The organism is Nonomuraea sp. NPDC003709 (assembly GCF_040610775.1).
Taxonomy (GTDB): domain Bacteria; phylum Actinomycetota; class Actinomycetes; order Streptosporangiales; family Streptosporangiaceae; genus Nonomuraea; species Nonomuraea angiospora_A.
The window spans coordinates 220,510-236,666 of the sequence record NZ_JBEXMW010000004.1 but is presented as its reverse complement, the minus strand read 5'-3'; the positions used below and the strand labels follow the sequence as shown (position 1 = coordinate 236,666).

Here is a 16,157-nt window from a genome sequence, read left to right as displayed (position 1 = left end):
AGTATGTACTACGTACTTCATAGATATCAGGCGAGGCGAGGTCAATGAGTATGTAGTACATACTTCCGCTAAGGTGAGATCGTGATCACATCAGGAAGCAGCTATCGCGATGTGGCGGACACCATCCGCCAGGCCATCCATGAGGGCGTCTATCCCCGCGGCTCTTTGCTCCCCAACGAAGATCAGCTTGCCGAAGAGCTCCACGTGAACAGGGCCACCGTGAACAAGGCCTTGCGAATCTTGAAAGGCGAAGGACTGGTCTACGTGCACATGGGCGTGGGGACCTACGTCCACAAGCTGCCGCCCCTGCTGCGCGACGCCGCCGTACGGCACAGCCGCGCCCACCGCGAACGCGGGGGCGTTCGAGGCTCCCTGGCCAGCGAACTCGCCCAGTTCGGCTACGAGTTGAACTCCGCCAACACGGTCGGCCCCGGCCATCCTCCACCGGATGTGGCCGACGTCCTGGGCGTCGACGCCGACACCGACAGTGTCATCATCCGCGCGCGACGGATGAAGGCCGAAGACGTCCCCATCCAGATCGCCATCAGCTACATCCCGCGCTCCATCGCCGATGGGACACCGATAGCCGAGCTCGACCCGGGAGTCGGCGGGATCAGCAGCCGCCTGGCCGAACTCGGGTACGCGCAGGTCGAGCTTGAGGAGAACATCAGTATCCGGCCGCCCACGCCTGACGAAGCTCGCTTCCTTCGCATGATCCCAGATCAGTGGGTGTACGAGATCTTCCATATCGGATGGACCGCGAGCGACCAGGCCGTCAAGGTCACCACCTACGTCATGCCGACGTACCAGTGGAATCTGCGCTACCGCTACCCCGCGGACCCTTCGTGACCCGCGGTCCCGCCCTGGACGCAGAACGCCCCCGTCTCCTCCAAGCGGAGCAACTGGTTACGAGGGAATCCGCTCACCCTCCGGGCCGGCATCGGACCCCACCTCGGCTGCGACGCCACGGCTCCTCAGCCGGGTGTGCAGAAACTCCATCTCCGCCAGCGTCCCGACCAAGCCGGCGTGAGTGAGTTCGTCGGCGAGTTCACGAGCCTGGGAAGTGACACCTCCCAGACCTCCCGCAGAACCTTCAAGACCGAGACCAGGTTCGGCACCGGACCGACCACACGCAGCCGGCTTGGGCCATGCGCCGCCAGGAGGGCACTGCGGACATCTTCCGGCGGCTTGCCTGAATCTGGATGCTCCCACCAGCCATGACCGCAGGACGTGCAGGAGGCCTCGGCATCCCACCACAGCTGCCCGCGGTCGATGAACTGGTTTACCTGGCGGACCAGGGTGCCCCCGCAAGCATCACAACGCGATTCGATCTTTGCCGTCTGCCCCGTCATCGCGACACCAACGCTCCCCACGCCGCCACGAGCTGACGGGCCCGGTAGCCAAATACTCTGCGTCATGATCTTGAGAATCCGCTGCTGGTCAGCGCCATGATCTATGCCTTGGCCAGCAGGGCCACGCACTCCACGTGGTGGGTCATCGGGAAGGCGTCGAAGGCCCGCAGGTCGGAGAGCGGGTAACCGAGCTCCGCCAGCCAGGCCAGGTCCCGCGCCAGCGTGGCCGGGTCGCAGGAGACGTACACGATCCGCTGCGCGTCCAGCGCGGCGATCCGCTCCACCACCTCGCGCCCCAGCCCGGAACGGGGCGGGTCGACGACCACGAGGTCGGCGCGTTCGATCTGGAAGCGGTCCAGCGCCTCCTCGACCCGTCCCCGCTCCACCCGGGCCTGCGGCAGGTCGCGGAGGTTGGCGCGGGCGTCGCGGACGGCGGCCGCCTCCGACTCCAGCCCGAACACCGCCCCCTCGGCCCCCACGGCCTCCGCCAGACCGGCGGCGAACAGCCCCACCCCGCAGTAGAGGTCGAGCGCCCACTCCCCCGGCTCCGGCGCCGCGTAGGCCAGCACCGCGTCCAGCAGCGTCTCGGCTGCGCCCGGGTGGACCTGCCAGAAGCCGCTGCCCGCGACCCGGAAGCCGCGGTCGCCGACCTGCTCGTGCAGCACCCCCGAGCCGCGGCGCGGCACCGTACGGCCCTTGCCCTGGTCGAGGAGGATCGAGGCGGGCGCTTCGAGCTCGGGCACGGTGACGCTGCGGCGCGGCCTGGGCGAGACGACCACGGCCCGGTCGCCGGACGAGGACGCGATGACCTCGACGCCGGCCGCGCCCGGCCAGGAGTGCTGCTCCGCCCCGACCGCCTCCACCTCCGGGTGGGCGATCAGGCAGGCGTCCACGACCTCGATGTCATGCGAACGGTGCCGGCGGAAGCCCAGCTCACCGCCGGGCCGGGCGGCGAACTGGACGCGGGTGCGCCAGCCGAGCCCGTCCTTGGCGCCCGGCACCTCCTCCACCACGACCTCGCGCGACAGGCCCGCGAGCCGCTTGAGCTGCTCGGCCACGACCTGCGCCTTGAGCCGCCGCTGCGCCTCCAGCGTGGCGTGCTGCCAGTCGCACCCGCCGCACCGCCCAGGGCCGGCGTACGGGCAGGGCGGGACGACGCGGTCGGGCGAGGGCTCCAGGATCTCCACGGCGTCGGCACGCAGGAACCTGGTGGTCTCCTCGGTGACGTCGGCGATCACCCGCTCGCCTGGCAAGGCGTGGCGTACGAACACCACGCGCCCTTCGTGGCGCGCCACACACCAGCCGCCGTGCGCGACCGGACCTACCGTCAGCTCGAGAGATGCCTGTTCCACAGGGACACCCTATGCCCGAGCCTGCTCCCCATCCTTGGCGGTCTGGTCCCAGGGACGGCGCACCGCGCCCGGCGCGAACGGCTCCGGCCTGCCCTTGAGGCGGTCGGAGGAGTGCAGCTGCCAGGGCACGCTCGTCACCATGACCCCCGGTTTGAACAGCAGCCGTGCCTTCAGCCTGAGCGCGCTCTGGTTGTGCAGCGCGTGCTCCCACCAGTGGCCGACCACGTACTCGGGGATGAACACGGTCACCACGTCGCGCGGCGAGCGCCGCCGCAGGGTCTTGACGTAGTCGAGGATGGGCTGCGTGATCTCGCGGTACGGCGAGTCGAGCATCTTGAGCGGCACCGGGATGCCCCGCCGCTCCCACTCCTCCTGCAGCTTGCGCGCGTCCTCGCCCTCGACGCCCACCGTGATGGCCTCGATCGTGGACGGCCTGGTGGCGCGGGCGTAGGCCAGCGCGCGCATGGTCGGCTTGTGCAGCTTGGAGACGAGCACGATCGCGTGGTTGCGCGCGGGCAGCATGGCCGGCTCGTAGTCCTCGCTGATCTCCAGCTCGGCCGCCACGTTGTCGTAGTGGCGCCTGATGCCCTTCATCATGAGGAACAGGATCGGCATCGCGATGCACACGATCCACGCCCCGACCAGGAACTTCGTCAGCAGCACGACCACCAGCACGAGCCCCGTCATGATCCCGCCGAAGAAGTTGATCACGCGGGAGCGGTGCATCTGGTGGCGCACCTTGGGGTCGGTCTCGGTCTTCAGGTGGCGGGTCCAGTGGATGACCATGCCGATCTGGCTGAGCGTGAACGAGACGAAGACGCCGACGATGTAGAGGTTCAGCAGGCGGCTGACGTCGGCCTGGAAGCCCCACAGCAGCAGGCACGCGCCGAGCGCGAGGATGATGATGCCGTTGGAGAAGGCCAGCCGGTCGCCGCGGGTGTGGAGCTGGCGCGGCAGGTAACGGTCCTGCGCCAGGATGGAGCCGAGCACCGGGAAGCCGTTGAAGGCCGTGTTGGCGGCCAGGAAGAGGATCAGGGCGGTCACCGCCGAGATCACCACGAACGGCAGCGACCCTCCGCCGAACACCGCGTCGGCCACCTGGGAGATGATCGGCTGCTGGTAGTAGCCGGGGCCGACGGGGTTGCCGTTGGGCAGGTGCAGGTCGGTGGCGACCACGGACGGCTCGGCAATCTTCACGCCCGACGCGAGGCCGAGGGCGATGATGCCGCCGAACATGGTGATCGCGACCAGGCCCATCATCAGCAGCGTGGTGGCGGCGTTCTTGCTCTTGGGCTTTCTGAAGGCGGGCACGCCGTTGCTGATGGCCTCGACGCCCGTCAGGGCGGCGCAGCCGGAGGAGAACGCGCGCAGGATCAGGAACGCGGCGGCGAAGGCGGTCAGGTTGGTCTGCTCGGCCTCGATGGTGAAGTGGGCGCTCGGCGCCTGGAGCTGCTCACCCAGCACCAGCAGCCGGAACCCGCCCCAGGCGATCAGGGCCAGAACGGCGATCATGAACGCGTACGTAGGAACGGCGAAGGCGGCGCCGGACTCGCGGATGCCGCGCAGGTTGATCACCGTGAGGAGGATCACGATGGCGATGGCGATGGCGGGCTTGTGCTGGCCCACGAACGGAATTGTGGCGCCGACGTAATCGACGCCGTTGGCGACGGACACGGCGACCGTGAGCACGTAGTCGACCATGAGCGCGCTGGCGACGGTGAGCCCGGCGTTCTTGCCGAGGTTGGTGGTCGCCACCTCGTAGTCCCCGCCGCCGCTCGGATAGGCGTGCACGTTCTGCCGGTACGACGCCACGACGGTGAGCATCACGACCACGACGGCGATCGCGACCCAGGGACTGTAGGTGTAGAAGGAGACTCCGGCCAACGACAGGATGACCAGAATCTCTTGGGGCGCGTACGCCACAGAAGAGAGCGCGTCACTCGCGAAAACCGGCAGTGCTATCCGTTTTGGGAGGAGTTGCTCGTGAAGCTGCCCGCTACGCAGGGCGCGCCCCACGAGCAAGCGTTTGACAAGATCCGTTACCTTCGCCACGTAACGAGATGCTAGCCCCATGCCGAGGCCTTAAACGAGGCGCTCCCCCCTCGGGCCATACTGGTGTCCAGCAATGGGCCGACCGCGAAAGTGCGGGGGGAAATGCATATAGTGATCATGGGGTGTGGCCGAGTCGGTTCGACTCTCGCTCATATCCTCGAGGACAGCGGCCATTCCGTCGCCATCATCGACCGCGACCCGCAGGCGTTCCGGCGGCTTCGCGCCGGGTTCCGAGGGCGGCGGGTGACGGGCGTGGGCTTCGATCGCGACGTGCTCACCGAGGCCGGCATCGAGTCCGCCGCCGCGTACGTCGCGGTCTCCAGCGGCGACAACTCCAACATCATCTCCGCTCGCGTGGCCCGCGAGACGTTCGGCGTGGACAACGTGGTGGCCCGCATCTACGACCCCCGCCGCGCCGAGGTCTACCAGCGGCTCGGCATCCCCACGGTGGCGACCGTACGGTGGACGGCCGACCAGATCCTGCGCCGCATCCTCCCCGAGGGCGCCGAGCCGCTCTGGCGCGACCCCACGGGCACGATCATCCTGGCGGAGGTCACCGCCAACCCCGAGTGGATCGGCACCCGCGTCGTCGACCTCGAGCACCGCGTCAAGACGCGCGTGGCCTTCATCAACCGCATGGGCGAGGCCCTGACCATCACGGAGGACACCGTGGTGCAGGAGGGCGACGTGCTCCACGTCATCGCCGCGGAGAACGACATGGACCGGATCAACAAGGTGCTCGCCGCGGCACCGGAAGAGGACGAGTGATGCGCGTCGCCATCGCCGGAGCGGGCGCCGTGGGCCGCTCCATCGCGGCCGAGCTCCTGGAGAACGGCCACGAGGTCCTGCTCATCGACGTGGACCCCCGGGCCATCAAGATCGACAGCGTGCCGCGCGCCGAATGGCTCCTCGCCGACGCCTGCGAGATCGCCTCCCTCGACGAGGCCGGGCTCAACAACTGCCACGTCGTGGTCGCCTCCTCCGGCGACGACAAGGTCAACCTGGTGGTCTCCCTGCTGGCCAAGACCGAGTACGGCGTACCGCGCGTGGTGGCCCGCATCAACCACCCCAACAACGAGTGGCTCTTCAACGAGTCCTGGGGCGTCGACGTGGCCGTCTCGACCCCGCGCCTGCTGAGCGCCCTGGTGGAGGAGGCGGTCAGCGTCGGAGACCTCGTACGCCTGATGACCTTCCGCCAGGGCCAGGCCAACCTGGTGGAGCTCACGCTGGCCGAGGACGCCCCGGTCGTGGGCCAGCGGGCCGGCTCGGTGCCGTGGCCCGTGGACTCCGCCCTGGTCGCGATCCTCAGGGAGGGCCGGGTCCTGGTGCCGACGGCGGACGATCCGCTGGAGGCGGGGGACGAGCTGCTGTTCGTCGCGAACCAGGAGGTGGAGCAGGAGCTCGCCCACCTCCTCTCCCAGCACTAGCCGGCACGAACCCGGGCCCCCTGGGGGTTCCGGGGCCGAAAGGCAAGGTCCTCGCACCGGGAGGCGCTTCGCGCCACGAGAGCCCTCGGGCCCCGCCTCTCAGGGGCTTCGCCCCTTCGACCCCGCAACGGCGCGGTCCTCGCTTGAAGGCGCGCTGCGCGCGACAAGAGCTCGGGCAGCGCCCTGCGGGGGCAGGCCCCCACACCCCCAGGCGGGGACCTGCCGGCCCCCGCACCCCCGGACGCGACCCCGATGACCGTGGCGCCAAGCTATTTCGGCAGATAACGGCGGGAAGGGCAGCCCGTTCGGCTCAACGTAATCAGAAATCGAGCAGCGCAAACCGGTGCCTGCGCCCCGGTCTGATTCGACTCACCGCGGCTCACGCCCTCGGGAAGCCAGGACTGCCGGCGGCAACCTCCTCTCACCCCAGATCTTCGGCGAAGAGAGCCGAGTGGCGACCAGCGTGTCAGACGAGCTGGGCGCGACCGGACTGTATGCCATCCCATGCATGTGCTGCAAGGAGATCTTCGGGATGATGGCTCCGATGCGGGTTCTCGATCGAGAAGAGGGAGGGGGCGGAGCCTATGTCCTACAGTCCGAAGCTTGCGGCGGCGTTGTCGGGTGCCACGCTTCGCCAACTCGCGCATTGGCGTAAGGCCAGCGCCGGCTGTGGAGCCGTACTCATCCCCGAGATCTCCGAGAACCGTCCCATCCTCTACTCCTTCCGCGACCTGGTGGCACTACGAACCTGTGTGAAGCTGCGCAATGACACCTCGCTGCAGAAGATTCGGCGCGCTCTGGACACGCTTCGTGACGACCTGCAGGAGCGTGCGCACCTGTCGGCTTACCGCCTGGTGGCCGATGGCTCCACGGTCTATCTCGTGGAGCCCGGACAGGCGACCGACCTCGTGCGTCGTAAGGCCCATGTGGTCATCCATGAGATGGTGGACGTCCTACGCCCGTTCTACCGGGATGGCCGGCACATTCCCGATCTGCTCCGGCCTCGTGACCACGTCACCGTCGATCCGGCCATCAGGGGCGGGATACCGGTGATCGAGGGCACCCGCGTGCCCTGTGACGAGGTCGCCGCGTTGTTGCGCGACGGGGTGCCGGCCGAGCAGATCTCCACGTACTACCCGAACGTGACGGCTCCCGCGGCATTGGACGCGAAGGACTTCGCCGATTACGTCGACAGCTATGACCCCCCGAGGGAGCCGCGTGAGGCTGCTGCTGGATGAGAACGTCCCCAAGCCGCTCCACCAGGTTCTCACCACATTCATTCTGAACCACGAAATCGTGCATTTGCTCGATCTTGATGGCTGGTCTGGAACCCGCGATGAGACGCTCTACCCCCGAGCCGCGGCCGACGGGTTTGATGCGATCCTGACAAACGACGGACGACAGATGCAGCGTCCCCGAACCGTTGCGGCCGGCATGCCTGGTGCGTTGGCCTTGCTGGAGGAGTCTGACGGTCAGCGGTTGATCAGCTTGCGTGGGATCGATCCGACTGCGGCAAGCCGCCTCCGTCTCATCGATCCGCCAAGACGCCGCCGAAGTTCTGGCCCTCGCTTCTGTAGGCATGGCCGCGCCCATCACGCGAACGCCCTATGCCTCGTCCAGGTCATCCCACGCCTGGCCCCTGTACTGCAGTGCGCTGCTCGCCTCTGCCGACGAGATCGCCCCAGCTTCACCAGCCCTGCCGTCTGTTCACCCACGCCGACGCGAACGGCTGCCCGTGACCCATGAGCAAACAGCACGAAGACCCCTCGCCACGAAGAGCGAGAGGTCTTTCCGGAGCGGAACCGGCGCTCAGTCGAAGGTCACGCTGAAGCGCCTGGCGTCATCCGCGTCCATGCAGTTGAAGACGACACTCATGGGCAGCATGACGGAGCCCCTGTCCAGGCTCTCGAGGAACCGTTCGCACAGAGTGTCATCCGGCCCCCTCCAGTCGTCGTCGGCGACGGCCGGCCCCGCTGCCAGGAGCAGGGCGGCGGCGGTCGTGGCCAGGGCGGTGACGGCACGTGCGTACATTGGGGCCCCCGATTGGCTCGAAGTGATCCTTCGCCAGCCTTCGTACCCGCGCAAGTGGATCAGCTCTTCTAGGAAATGATCCGGAGATCTTTACCAGGGATCGTCAGGCGGGAGCCACCGGGGGTTTGATCGGGGTGCGGCCGCGGCCCAGGACCCAGAGCATGGCGCCGAGGGCGGCCACCTGGAGCGGCCAGCCCATGGCGATCTTGGCGACGCCGAGGGCGGCGACCGCCTCGTTGCCGCCTCCGAACCAGTAGACCGGCCCCTGCACGGCCACCCGGACCGCGCATGGCAGCAGGAGCAGCCAGGTCAGCCGCGTGCACAGCTTCACGATGCCCGGGTCCTTGTGCCAGGCGGTCGGGTCGCCCGTGACCGAGCCGATCAGGAAGCCCACCACCGGCCACCGGGTGACGATGGACAGCAGCATCGCCACCATGTAGCCGGCGTTCCACAGGATGCCGGGCAGGAAGTAGTCCTTCGCGTCGCCGGTGCGGCTGGCGAAGAACGCGCCGATCGCGATGCCGATCAGGCTGTTGATCACGAACTGCGGCGTGGACCGCTGCACGATCCTGACCAGCAGCAGCACCACCGCGATCGAGACGCTCACGATGAGCGACAGCTTCAGCTCCTCGGTGGAGACCCAGCACACCGTGAACGCGATCGTCGGGATCGCCGCCTCGATGATGCCGCGCACCCCGCCGAAGGCCTTGGCGAGCTGGGCTCGCACCGCCGCCTCAACGGTGTCGTGGGCGACCTCTTCCGCCTCAGCACTCACGTGTCAACTCCCTGGGCGCAGCTCGTAACGCGGATTGAACATCACCTTGCGGCCGTCCTGCATGCTGACCAGGCCCTCGGCCTTGACCGTGCGGCCGGGCTCGATGCCCGCGATCTTGCGGCGGCCGAGCCAGACCAGGTCGATCACGTCGGACCCGTCGTAGAGCTCGGCCTCGAGGGCGGGGGCGCCGCCCCTCGGACGGAGTGTCACCGTACGTAGCGTACCTGCCACGCAGAAGCGCCGACGGCCGCCACACGAGACGATGGGGGTCGCGCCGACCTCGTCGGCGTCTTCTCGCAGTTCCTGGGCCTCGATCTCGGACTGGGGTGAGGCCAGCCGACTGAAGAACCCGCGCAATCCCCCGCGTTTCGGAGGCTCTGCCGTACTCATGATGAATCAGCCTATGTGATGTCGGCGCGATGTCAGCCCTCAGCGAATCTCACTGATTTCGGGTCCCCGTTTGAACGGGTTGAGCCCGGGCCGATCGTCGCCCGTCTCGCCTGCTTGTTCGTTGGGGCGGCGCAGCGGGATGGGCTCCTCGCGGGCCATCGGCTCGCTGCCCCGGACCACCACGACGTCCTTGACGAAGTCGATGTACGCCGCCGCCACGGCCTCGTCCAGCGCCGCCTTGCCGGAGATCACGGCGAGCAGGAACCAGCGGGGCCCGTCGATGCCGAGATATCGGGCGGGACGGGAGCCGTCCTCGACCTTCATCTCGCCCCTCAGCTCGCTGCCGAACGGGCCCTCCCGCTCCTCCAGATGCTGTGCCTGGGCCAGGATCTTGGTCTTGACCTCGTCCCACAGGCCCGAGCTGCGCGGTGCGGCCAGGGCCTGGAGCTGCAGCGAGCTCTCCTCGTAGAGCACGACGACACCGACGTGCTGGTCTCCGACGGAGGCCAGCCGCACGTCGAAGTCGGGATTGTGCGGCAGCCGCAGGCCGCCCAGGTCGATCCTGTCGGTCTCCGGGTGGGGCTCGTCGGCGTCCCACGGGCCGGAATCTCGCGCAAGGGCGGCAGGATCCTGCTCGACGACCTGCTCCGGCTGCTCACGACGACGACGTCGGAACACGTTCCTCACTCTCCTCGCTCGCGGGCCGTCAGCGCGGCCCGATGCTCATCGTCCTGTAGATCCGAACCCGTTGGCGCCGCGCACCGAACCCGGCAGGCTCTCCACCTCGTAGAAGGCCGCGCGCTCCACCCGCTGGACCACGAGCTGGGCCACCCGGTCGCCCCGCTGGAGGCGGAACGGCTCCTTGGCGTCGGTGTTGATCAGCGTCACCCTGATCTCGCCGCGGTAGCCCGCGTCGACCGTGCCCGGCGCGTTGACCAGCGTGACACCGTGCTTGGCGGCCAGCCCGGACCTCGGGTGGACGAACGCGGCGTAGCCGTCGGGCAGGGCGATCGCGACGCCCGTCCCGATGACGGCCCGCTCGCCGGGCAGCAACTCGACGTCCTCGGCCGCGTAGAGGTCGGCGCCCGCGTCTCCCGCGTGGGCGTAGGACGGCATCGGCAGCCCGGCGTCGAGCCGCTGGATGAGGACCTCTACGTTGCTCAAGGGTTCACCTCGTAGTCCTGGGTGTTCTGTACGGTGGCGTGCTTGGCGAAGTGTCCCATGCTCACCTCGACGAACAGCGCCGCCGCGCGGACGGGCGGACGGGCGGACGGGCGGACGGGCGGTTTCGCCCCTCAGCCTCAAGGTACGCCTTCCCGCCCGCATTGCCGTCGCACCCGGCACGCAAGTGGAGTGTCGTGCCCACGGGAGCGGAGAGGAGACAGGGAGTCACGGCTGACGAGGTTACTCGGTCTCCACCCGCCGGCCGTTCTCGCCCTGGCTTCCGGGCTCGGCGCCTCTGCCGCCGGGCTCCGCGCCGCGCGATCCGGATACGTCGTCGCGGGGAGCGGCCCCCTCGCCGCGCGGACGGGGAACCTCGCCGGGCCCTCCCCCGGCGTCCCCTCTGGGCCCCTTGTCCTCCCCGGGACCATGGCTGGGCGGTGGCAGGGCGGGTGGTTGATGCATGAGCTCGGGCAGCGCGCGGTAGATCACCGCGGCCACCGGCACGGCGACGGCGGCCCCCGCGATGCCGGCCAGGATGCCGCCGATGGCCAGCACGAGGATGATCGCCAGCGGATGGAAGTTGAGCGCCCGGCCCACGATCAGCGGCTGGAGCACGTGATTTTCCAGCTGCTGCTCGACGATGAGGATGCCGAGGAAGATCAGCGCGTAGACGAGCCCCTTGGCGCCCAGCGTGACGAGGGTGGCGACCGTGCCGGCGAAGAAGATGCCGACGATCGGGATGAAGCTGGCGAAGAAGATCAGCACGGCCAGCGGCGCCCACAGCGGCACGCCCATGCCCGCCAGCACGATGCCCATGATCAGCCCGTGCACCGCGGCCACGGCCACGGTGCCCTGCACGTAGTGGGAGAGCGTGGCCCAGGCGGCCCGCCCGGCCCGGTCCACGCGCGGCGCGACGTTGCCGAACCCCCGCAGGACCCACGACCAGATGCGCTCGCCGTCCTTGAGCAGGAAGAACGTCACGAACAGCAGCAGCACGATGGACGCGAGCACCTCGAAGGCGACCGCCCCGGCCGTCAGCACGGTGCCGGTGATGGCCGTGCGCTGCGTGTTGACCATGGTGGCGATCTCGTCGACGTAGCTCGTGATCTGCGCCTCTTTGAGGTGCAGGGGGCCGGTGATCAGCCAGTCCTGCACCGATCGGGCCGTCGCCTGCACCTGCTGGACGAGGTTGGGGAACTCGTCGCTGGCCCGCGCCCCCACCAGCCACCCGGTGCCGGCGAGCACGGCCAGGGCCACCAGCATGGTGATCCAGGTGGCGTAGATGGGCCGCATGCCCGCCTGGCGCAGGCTGTTGGTCAGCGGGAACAGCAGCGCGGTCAGCAGCAGCGCGATCGCCACGGGCAGCGCCACGAACGTGAGCCGGGCGATGACGAGGGCGAAGAAGTAGACGACCACGCCGACGAGGATCAGGCACGCGCACCACGCGGCCATCTTGGCCAGCACGGGCGGCACGAGCTTGGTAGGGCGGTCGGGAAACACATATTCCAGACTGGCATGTCCGCGGCCCGGATGCGCGCCCATAATTCATGGGGCGGCTGACCACAGAGCGACCCGAAGGCCGCGCGACCAGCACAAGCCCACCTCGCCAAGGTCGGGCCTGTGCAAGGGATGGACGGCGTGTCACCGTCATGGTCATGAAGGCTGTGGTGGTCCTCGCCGTGCTCGCGTCGCTCTTGCCCGCCCCCGCGTACGCCTCCCGCGCCGATCTGGCGCTGGACGTGCTCTCCAGCCGCCCCGACCAGGTCACCGGCGGTGACGCCCTGCTCAGGGTCCGCCACCGCGAAGGCACGCGGCTCCGGGTCACGCGCGACGGCGAGGACGTCACGGCGGCCTTCAAGCAGACCAGGGACGGCCTCACGGCCCTGGTCACCGGCCTGAGGACGGGAGCGAACACGATCGTCGCCACGGCGGGCCGGGAGCGGCGGACGCTGACGTTGCGCAACCATCCCATCGAGGGCCCGGTCTTCTCGGGTCCGCACCAGTACCCGTTCCTGTGCAAGACCGAGCGCAGCGGGCTGGGCCCGCCCGCGGCGGACAACCAGGACGGCCAGGGCATGCGCGTCGCGGGCGGCTGGAGCAGGGACTGCTTCGCGCCAGCCGTCACCGACCGCCTCTACCGGTCCACGGACGGCACGTTCAAGCCCATGCCGGCGAGCGGATCCACTGGGCGGCCCGCCGACATGTCCACGACCACGCTGCCGGACGGCCGCACGGTCGACTTCGTGGTACGCAGGGAGCGCGGCGTGATCAACCGCTTCCTCTACTCCATCGCCATGGTCGAGGACGGCTGGACCGGCCGGGCGATCTACCGGTTCGACGGCGGCGTGGGGATCGGCCACGACCAGGGCACGCTCGGCGGCAACGCCCTCGACCCGTACGGGCTGGGCCAGGGCTACGCGATCATGTACTCGTCGGGCACCCGCACCTCCACCCACTACAACCTGATCCTGGGCGGCGAGACGGCCCTCATGGTCAAGGAGCGCTTCATCGAGCAGTACGGCGTCCCGCTCTACACGGTGGGCGTGGGCGGCTCGGGCGGGGCCATCCAGCAGTACATCTACGGCCAGAACCTGGGCGACCGGCTGATCGACGCCGCGATCCCGCAGTACTCCTATCCGGACATGGCCACCCAGACCATCCACGTGGGCGACTGCGAGCTACTCGAACGCTACATGGACCGCAATCCGCGCTGGGCCCGGTGGGACGACAGGACGGCCCTCATCGGCATGAACGCCAGCGACACGGTCGCGAACCCGTACACCGGCGGACAGGGCTCCGACGAGTGCGTCAACGGCTGGCGCGGCCTGACCCCGCTGACCATGAACCCGCGGTGGACCTCGAACAACGACCCCGAGTGGCAGCGCATGGACCCGCCGGGCGTCAAGGACACCGTGCAGTGGACGCACTGGGACGACGTGCGCAACGTCTACGGCGTGGACGAGCACGGGTACGCCCGCTCGACCTGGGACAACGTGGGCGTCCAGTACGGGCTGAAGGCGCTGGCCGACGGCGTGATCACCCCGGCCGAGTTCCTGGACGTCAACGCGAAGGCGGGCTCGTGGAAGGAGGCGGCGGACATGGTCCAGGAGGGCTGCCCGTTCGTGCAGTCCGCCTGCCCGGCCGACTTCGACCCCTGGAGCGCCCGCAACGTCAACCTGGGCGACCCGGCGCCCAGGCGCGCGGGAGACCCGATCGCGATCAGGAACGTGCGGCGCAGCGGCCTGGTGTTCAGGGGCGACATCGACATCCCGATCATCGACTGGCGGCACTACCTGGAGGACCGGCTCGACATGCACGACTCGCACCAGTCGTTCGCCTCCAGGCAGCGGATGCTCGACCACGACGGCCGGGCGGGCAATCAGGTCATCTGGTTCACGGACGCGCGGCCCGACGGGCCGAAGTTCGACCAGACGCCGCAGGCGCTGCAGGTGATGGACGCCTGGATGGCCAACATCCGTAAATATCCGGCGCGCGGCGTGGCCGGCAACAGGCCGCCGGAGGCGGTGGACCGCTGCTTCGCCACGGACGGCACGCAGATCGCGGCGGGCCCGCACGTCTGGGACGGCATCCTCGACCGCCGCTCCCCCGGCGCCTGCACGCAGCACTTCCCGCTCTACTCGACGAGCCGCGTGGTGGCGGGCGGCCCGCTGGCGGGCGGCGTCTACAGGTGCCGCCTCCAGCCGGTCGATCGGGCCGTCGCGAGGGGCCTGTACGGCTCCTGGCACCCGACCGAGGAGGAGCGGGCCAGGCTGAAGCAGATCTTCCCTACCGGAGTGTGCGACTACTGACGGGCAGTTCGCGCATCGAGCGCAGGGGCGAGGTGACCAGCGGCAGGAACGCCAGGCAGGCCCCGGCAGCCGCGACCAGGAGCGTGTTCCGCACTCCGATCGCCCCGCCCAGCGCGCCACCGATCAGCCCGCCCAGCGGCAGCGTGCCCCACACCAGGAAGCGCATGGTGGCGTTCACCCGCCCGAGCAGCGGCTCGGGGGTGATGGCCTGGCGGAAACTGAGTTGCGTCACGTTGTAGATCACCACCCCGGCCCCGACGCAGAACTCGTAGGCCACGAACAGCCCCAGCCGCCAGTCGGCCGCCATCCACGGCAGCACGAACGTCAGCGGCGCGGGCACGGCTATGCCCAGCCACATCGCCGGCCCCTGCCCGAGCCGCCTGACGACCCGGGCGTTGACCAGCGCGCCGACGATCCCGCCGAGGCCGCCCGAGGCCATGAGCAGCCCGATGGTGCCCGCGTCCAGGCCGAGCTCCCTGGCCAGGAGGAGCAGGAGCATGGGCTGGGCCACGGAGACGAAGAAGTTCGCGGTGGCGGTGCAGCCGGCGATGCGGCGCAGCAGCCGGTGCCCGAGCACGAATCGCACGCCTTCGGCGATCTCCTGGCCCAGGTTGGCCCGGCCGGGCTCCGGACGGGCCTCGTGTCTGCAGATCGTCCCCAGGCACAGCGCCGACCAGGCGAACCCGGCCACCGTGGCGACCAGCGCGAACGGCGCGGTGAGGAGGTGGATCAGGTAGCCGCCCCCGCTCGGCCCGCCGACCTGCGCCACCGTGCGGACGATCTCCAGCGTGGAGTTGCCCTCGACGAGCCGCTCGCGTTCGACCAGGCAGGGCAGGTAGCTCTGGTACGCGACGTCGAAGAACACGGTGAAGACGCCCAGCACCAGCGCCACCGCGTACAGCTGGTGGATCGTCAGCACGTCCAGCCACCACGCGACCGGCACGGACGCGAGCGCCAGCGCCCTCGCCCAGTCGCTGACCACCATGACCACGCGCTTGCGCAGCCGGTCGACGAGGGCGCCGGCGGGGAGCCCGATCACCACGAACGCCAGCGTCTGGCATGCCGCCAGCAGGCCCACCTCGAACGCGGAGGCCCGCAGCGCCGACACGGCCACCAGCGGCAGCGCCAGCACCAGGAGCTGGCTGCCCGCCTGGCTGGCGACGTCGGCGAGGAACAACCGGCGGAAGTCGTGATCGCGTAACAGGCTCACCCGTCAGAGCATCCCTGACTGATTGGGAAAAATCAACCGGTTATAGGGTGGCGGTCCATGGGCACCCAACGCCGCCCCGCCACCGAGGCCGAGGCCCGCGCGCTGGCCTCGGCCGTACGGCTGCGCATCCTGCGACTCTGTCTCGACCAGGCGCTCACCAACAAAGAGATCGCCGGCTGCCTCGACGCCAACCCCGCCACCACCCTCCACCACGTGCGCAAGCTCGTGGAGACGGGTTTCCTGTCCGCCGAGCCCAGCCGGCCGGGGCCGCGCGGCTCCACGGAGATCCCCTACCGGGCCACCGGCAAGTCGTGGGAGATGGACGTCCGCGAGAGCGGCGTGAGCGGGGGCAGCGCGGCGATGCTCGACGCGTTCCTGCAGGAGAGCAGGCTCATCGACATCGAGCGGGCCGACCTCGTCAGGCTGGGGCTCAGGCTCACCCCCGACGGGCACGCGGAGCTGCGCAGGCGGCTGGAGGAGCTGTTCGACGAGTTTCGCGGGCGGCAGGCGCCGCCGGACGGGCAGGCGTACTCGATCTTCCTGGCCATGCACCGCGACGTCACCCGGGACCGCTGAGGACCCCTGAACGCACGGA

General features: G+C 69.4%; 16 protein-coding genes. 7 read left to right on the top strand and 9 right to left on the bottom strand.

Features of this window, described 5'->3' with window-relative positions; translation table 11 throughout:
• The first annotated feature begins 81 nt into the window (after positions 1-81).
• Positions 82-849, top strand: a complete 768-nt coding sequence (locus ABZX61_RS13825; RefSeq protein WP_355194399.1) for a GntR family transcriptional regulator — start codon at positions 82-84, stop codon at positions 847-849.
• Between the two features lie 604 nt (positions 850-1,453).
• Here the strand turns inward: ABZX61_RS13825 and ABZX61_RS13820 are convergent.
• Together ABZX61_RS13820 and ABZX61_RS13815 are read right to left on the bottom strand one after the other, a co-directional pair.
• Positions 1,454-2,704, bottom strand: coding sequence for a class I SAM-dependent RNA methyltransferase (locus ABZX61_RS13820; protein ID WP_355194397.1), 1,251 nt, complete (start codon positions 2,702-2,704; stop codon positions 1,454-1,456).
• A gap of 9 nt (positions 2,705-2,713) precedes the next feature.
• The gene (locus ABZX61_RS13815) at positions 2,714-4,756 is read right to left on the bottom strand and encodes an APC family permease (RefSeq protein WP_355194395.1); all 2,043 of its coding nucleotides are present in this window, start codon (positions 4,754-4,756) and stop codon (positions 2,714-2,716) included.
• 102 nt (positions 4,757-4,858) lie between these two features.
• On the opposite strand from ABZX61_RS13815, the gene ABZX61_RS13810 reads away from it, so the two are divergent.
• From ABZX61_RS13810 to ABZX61_RS13795, 4 genes are all read left to right on the top strand, one after another.
• Positions 4,859-5,524, top strand: a complete 666-nt coding sequence (locus tag ABZX61_RS13810) for a TrkA family potassium uptake protein (protein WP_350722857.1) — start codon at positions 4,859-4,861, stop codon at positions 5,522-5,524.
• A complete protein-coding gene (locus ABZX61_RS13805) occupies positions 5,524-6,183 on the top strand; it encodes a TrkA family potassium uptake protein (protein ID WP_350722859.1) in 660 nt (219 codons plus the stop codon). The genes ABZX61_RS13810 and ABZX61_RS13805 overlap by 1 nt, the downstream gene beginning before the upstream one ends.
• A 584-nt stretch (positions 6,184-6,767) precedes the next feature.
• Positions 6,768-7,421 (top strand): DUF433 domain-containing protein, encoded by a 654-nt coding sequence (locus tag ABZX61_RS13800; RefSeq protein WP_355194392.1) that lies wholly within the window; start codon positions 6,768-6,770, stop codon positions 7,419-7,421.
• Complete coding sequence (locus ABZX61_RS13795) at positions 7,381-7,929, top strand: hypothetical protein (protein WP_355194390.1); 549 nt, start codon at positions 7,381-7,383, stop codon at positions 7,927-7,929. Before ABZX61_RS13800 ends, ABZX61_RS13795 begins: the two co-directional genes overlap by 41 nt.
• 63 nt (positions 7,930-7,992) lie before the next feature.
• Here the strand turns inward: ABZX61_RS13795 and ABZX61_RS13790 are convergent, their stop codons facing one another.
• The 6 genes from ABZX61_RS13790 to ABZX61_RS13765 form a co-directional block, all read right to left on the bottom strand.
• Positions 7,993-8,214, bottom strand: coding sequence for a hypothetical protein (locus tag ABZX61_RS13790; RefSeq protein ID WP_355194388.1), 222 nt, complete (start codon positions 8,212-8,214; stop codon positions 7,993-7,995).
• A gap of 103 nt (positions 8,215-8,317) precedes the next feature.
• On the bottom strand, positions 8,318-8,989 hold the full coding sequence (locus ABZX61_RS13785) for a DUF3159 domain-containing protein (protein ID WP_350722865.1): 672 nt from the start codon (positions 8,987-8,989) through the stop codon (positions 8,318-8,320).
• A gap of 3 nt (positions 8,990-8,992) precedes the next feature.
• A complete protein-coding gene (locus tag ABZX61_RS13780; RefSeq protein ID WP_090929309.1) occupies positions 8,993-9,379 on the bottom strand; it encodes an OB-fold nucleic acid binding domain-containing protein in 387 nt (128 codons plus the stop codon).
• A 39-nt stretch (positions 9,380-9,418) separates the two neighbouring features.
• The gene (locus ABZX61_RS13775) at positions 9,419-10,057 is read right to left on the bottom strand and encodes a DUF3710 domain-containing protein (protein ID WP_355194386.1); all 639 of its coding nucleotides are present in this window, start codon (positions 10,055-10,057) and stop codon (positions 9,419-9,421) included.
• A gap of 45 nt (positions 10,058-10,102) precedes the next feature.
• Complete coding sequence (gene dut / locus ABZX61_RS13770) at positions 10,103-10,543, bottom strand: dUTP diphosphatase (protein ID WP_355194384.1); 441 nt, start codon at positions 10,541-10,543, stop codon at positions 10,103-10,105.
• Positions 10,544-10,783: 240 nt separating this feature from the next.
• Positions 10,784-12,043 (bottom strand): AI-2E family transporter, encoded by a 1,260-nt coding sequence (locus tag ABZX61_RS13765; RefSeq protein WP_355194382.1) that lies wholly within the window; start codon positions 12,041-12,043, stop codon positions 10,784-10,786.
• Between the two features lie 155 nt (positions 12,044-12,198).
• Here ABZX61_RS13765 and ABZX61_RS13760 point away from each other — a divergent pair, with 155 nt between their 5' ends.
• Positions 12,199-14,352 (top strand): DUF6351 family protein, encoded by a 2,154-nt coding sequence (locus ABZX61_RS13760; RefSeq protein WP_355194380.1) that lies wholly within the window; start codon positions 12,199-12,201, stop codon positions 14,350-14,352.
• On the opposite strand, the gene ABZX61_RS13755 is transcribed toward ABZX61_RS13760, so the two are convergent.
• Entirely contained in the window at positions 14,330-15,562 is a 1,233-nt protein-coding gene (locus ABZX61_RS13755; protein WP_355194378.1) for an MFS transporter, read from the bottom strand. The two genes, ABZX61_RS13760 and ABZX61_RS13755, sit on opposite strands and share 23 nt — an antisense overlap.
• 57 nt (positions 15,563-15,619) lie before the next feature.
• On the opposite strand from ABZX61_RS13755, the gene ABZX61_RS13750 reads away from it, so the two are divergent.
• A complete protein-coding gene (locus ABZX61_RS13750) occupies positions 15,620-16,138 on the top strand; it encodes a winged helix-turn-helix domain-containing protein (RefSeq protein WP_355194376.1) in 519 nt (172 codons plus the stop codon).
• Positions 16,139-16,157: the final 19 nt, after the last annotated feature.

Excerpts from the sequence above, each read along its gene's own strand:
- ABZX61_RS13780 (WP_090929309.1), bottom strand. The coding sequence starts at position 9,379 with ATGAGTACGGCAGAGCCTCCGAAACGCGGGGGATTGCGCGGGTTCTTC.
- ABZX61_RS13810 (WP_350722857.1), top strand. The coding sequence starts at position 4,859 with ATGCATATAGTGATCATGGGGTGTGGCCGAGTCGGTTCGACTCTCGCT.
- ABZX61_RS13800 (WP_355194392.1), top strand. The coding sequence starts at position 6,768 with ATGTCCTACAGTCCGAAGCTTGCGGCGGCGTTGTCGGGTGCCACGCTT.
- ABZX61_RS13795 (WP_355194390.1), top strand. The coding sequence starts at position 7,381 with ATGACCCCCCGAGGGAGCCGCGTGAGGCTGCTGCTGGATGAGAACGTC.
- ABZX61_RS13805 (WP_350722859.1), top strand. The coding sequence starts at position 5,524 with ATGCGCGTCGCCATCGCCGGAGCGGGCGCCGTGGGCCGCTCCATCGCG.
- ABZX61_RS13750 (WP_355194376.1), top strand. The coding sequence starts at position 15,620 with ATGGGCACCCAACGCCGCCCCGCCACCGAGGCCGAGGCCCGCGCGCTG.
- ABZX61_RS13760 (WP_355194380.1), top strand. The coding sequence starts at position 12,199 with ATGAAGGCTGTGGTGGTCCTCGCCGTGCTCGCGTCGCTCTTGCCCGCC.
- ABZX61_RS13790 (WP_355194388.1), bottom strand. The coding sequence starts at position 8,214 with ATGTACGCACGTGCCGTCACCGCCCTGGCCACGACCGCCGCCGCCCTG.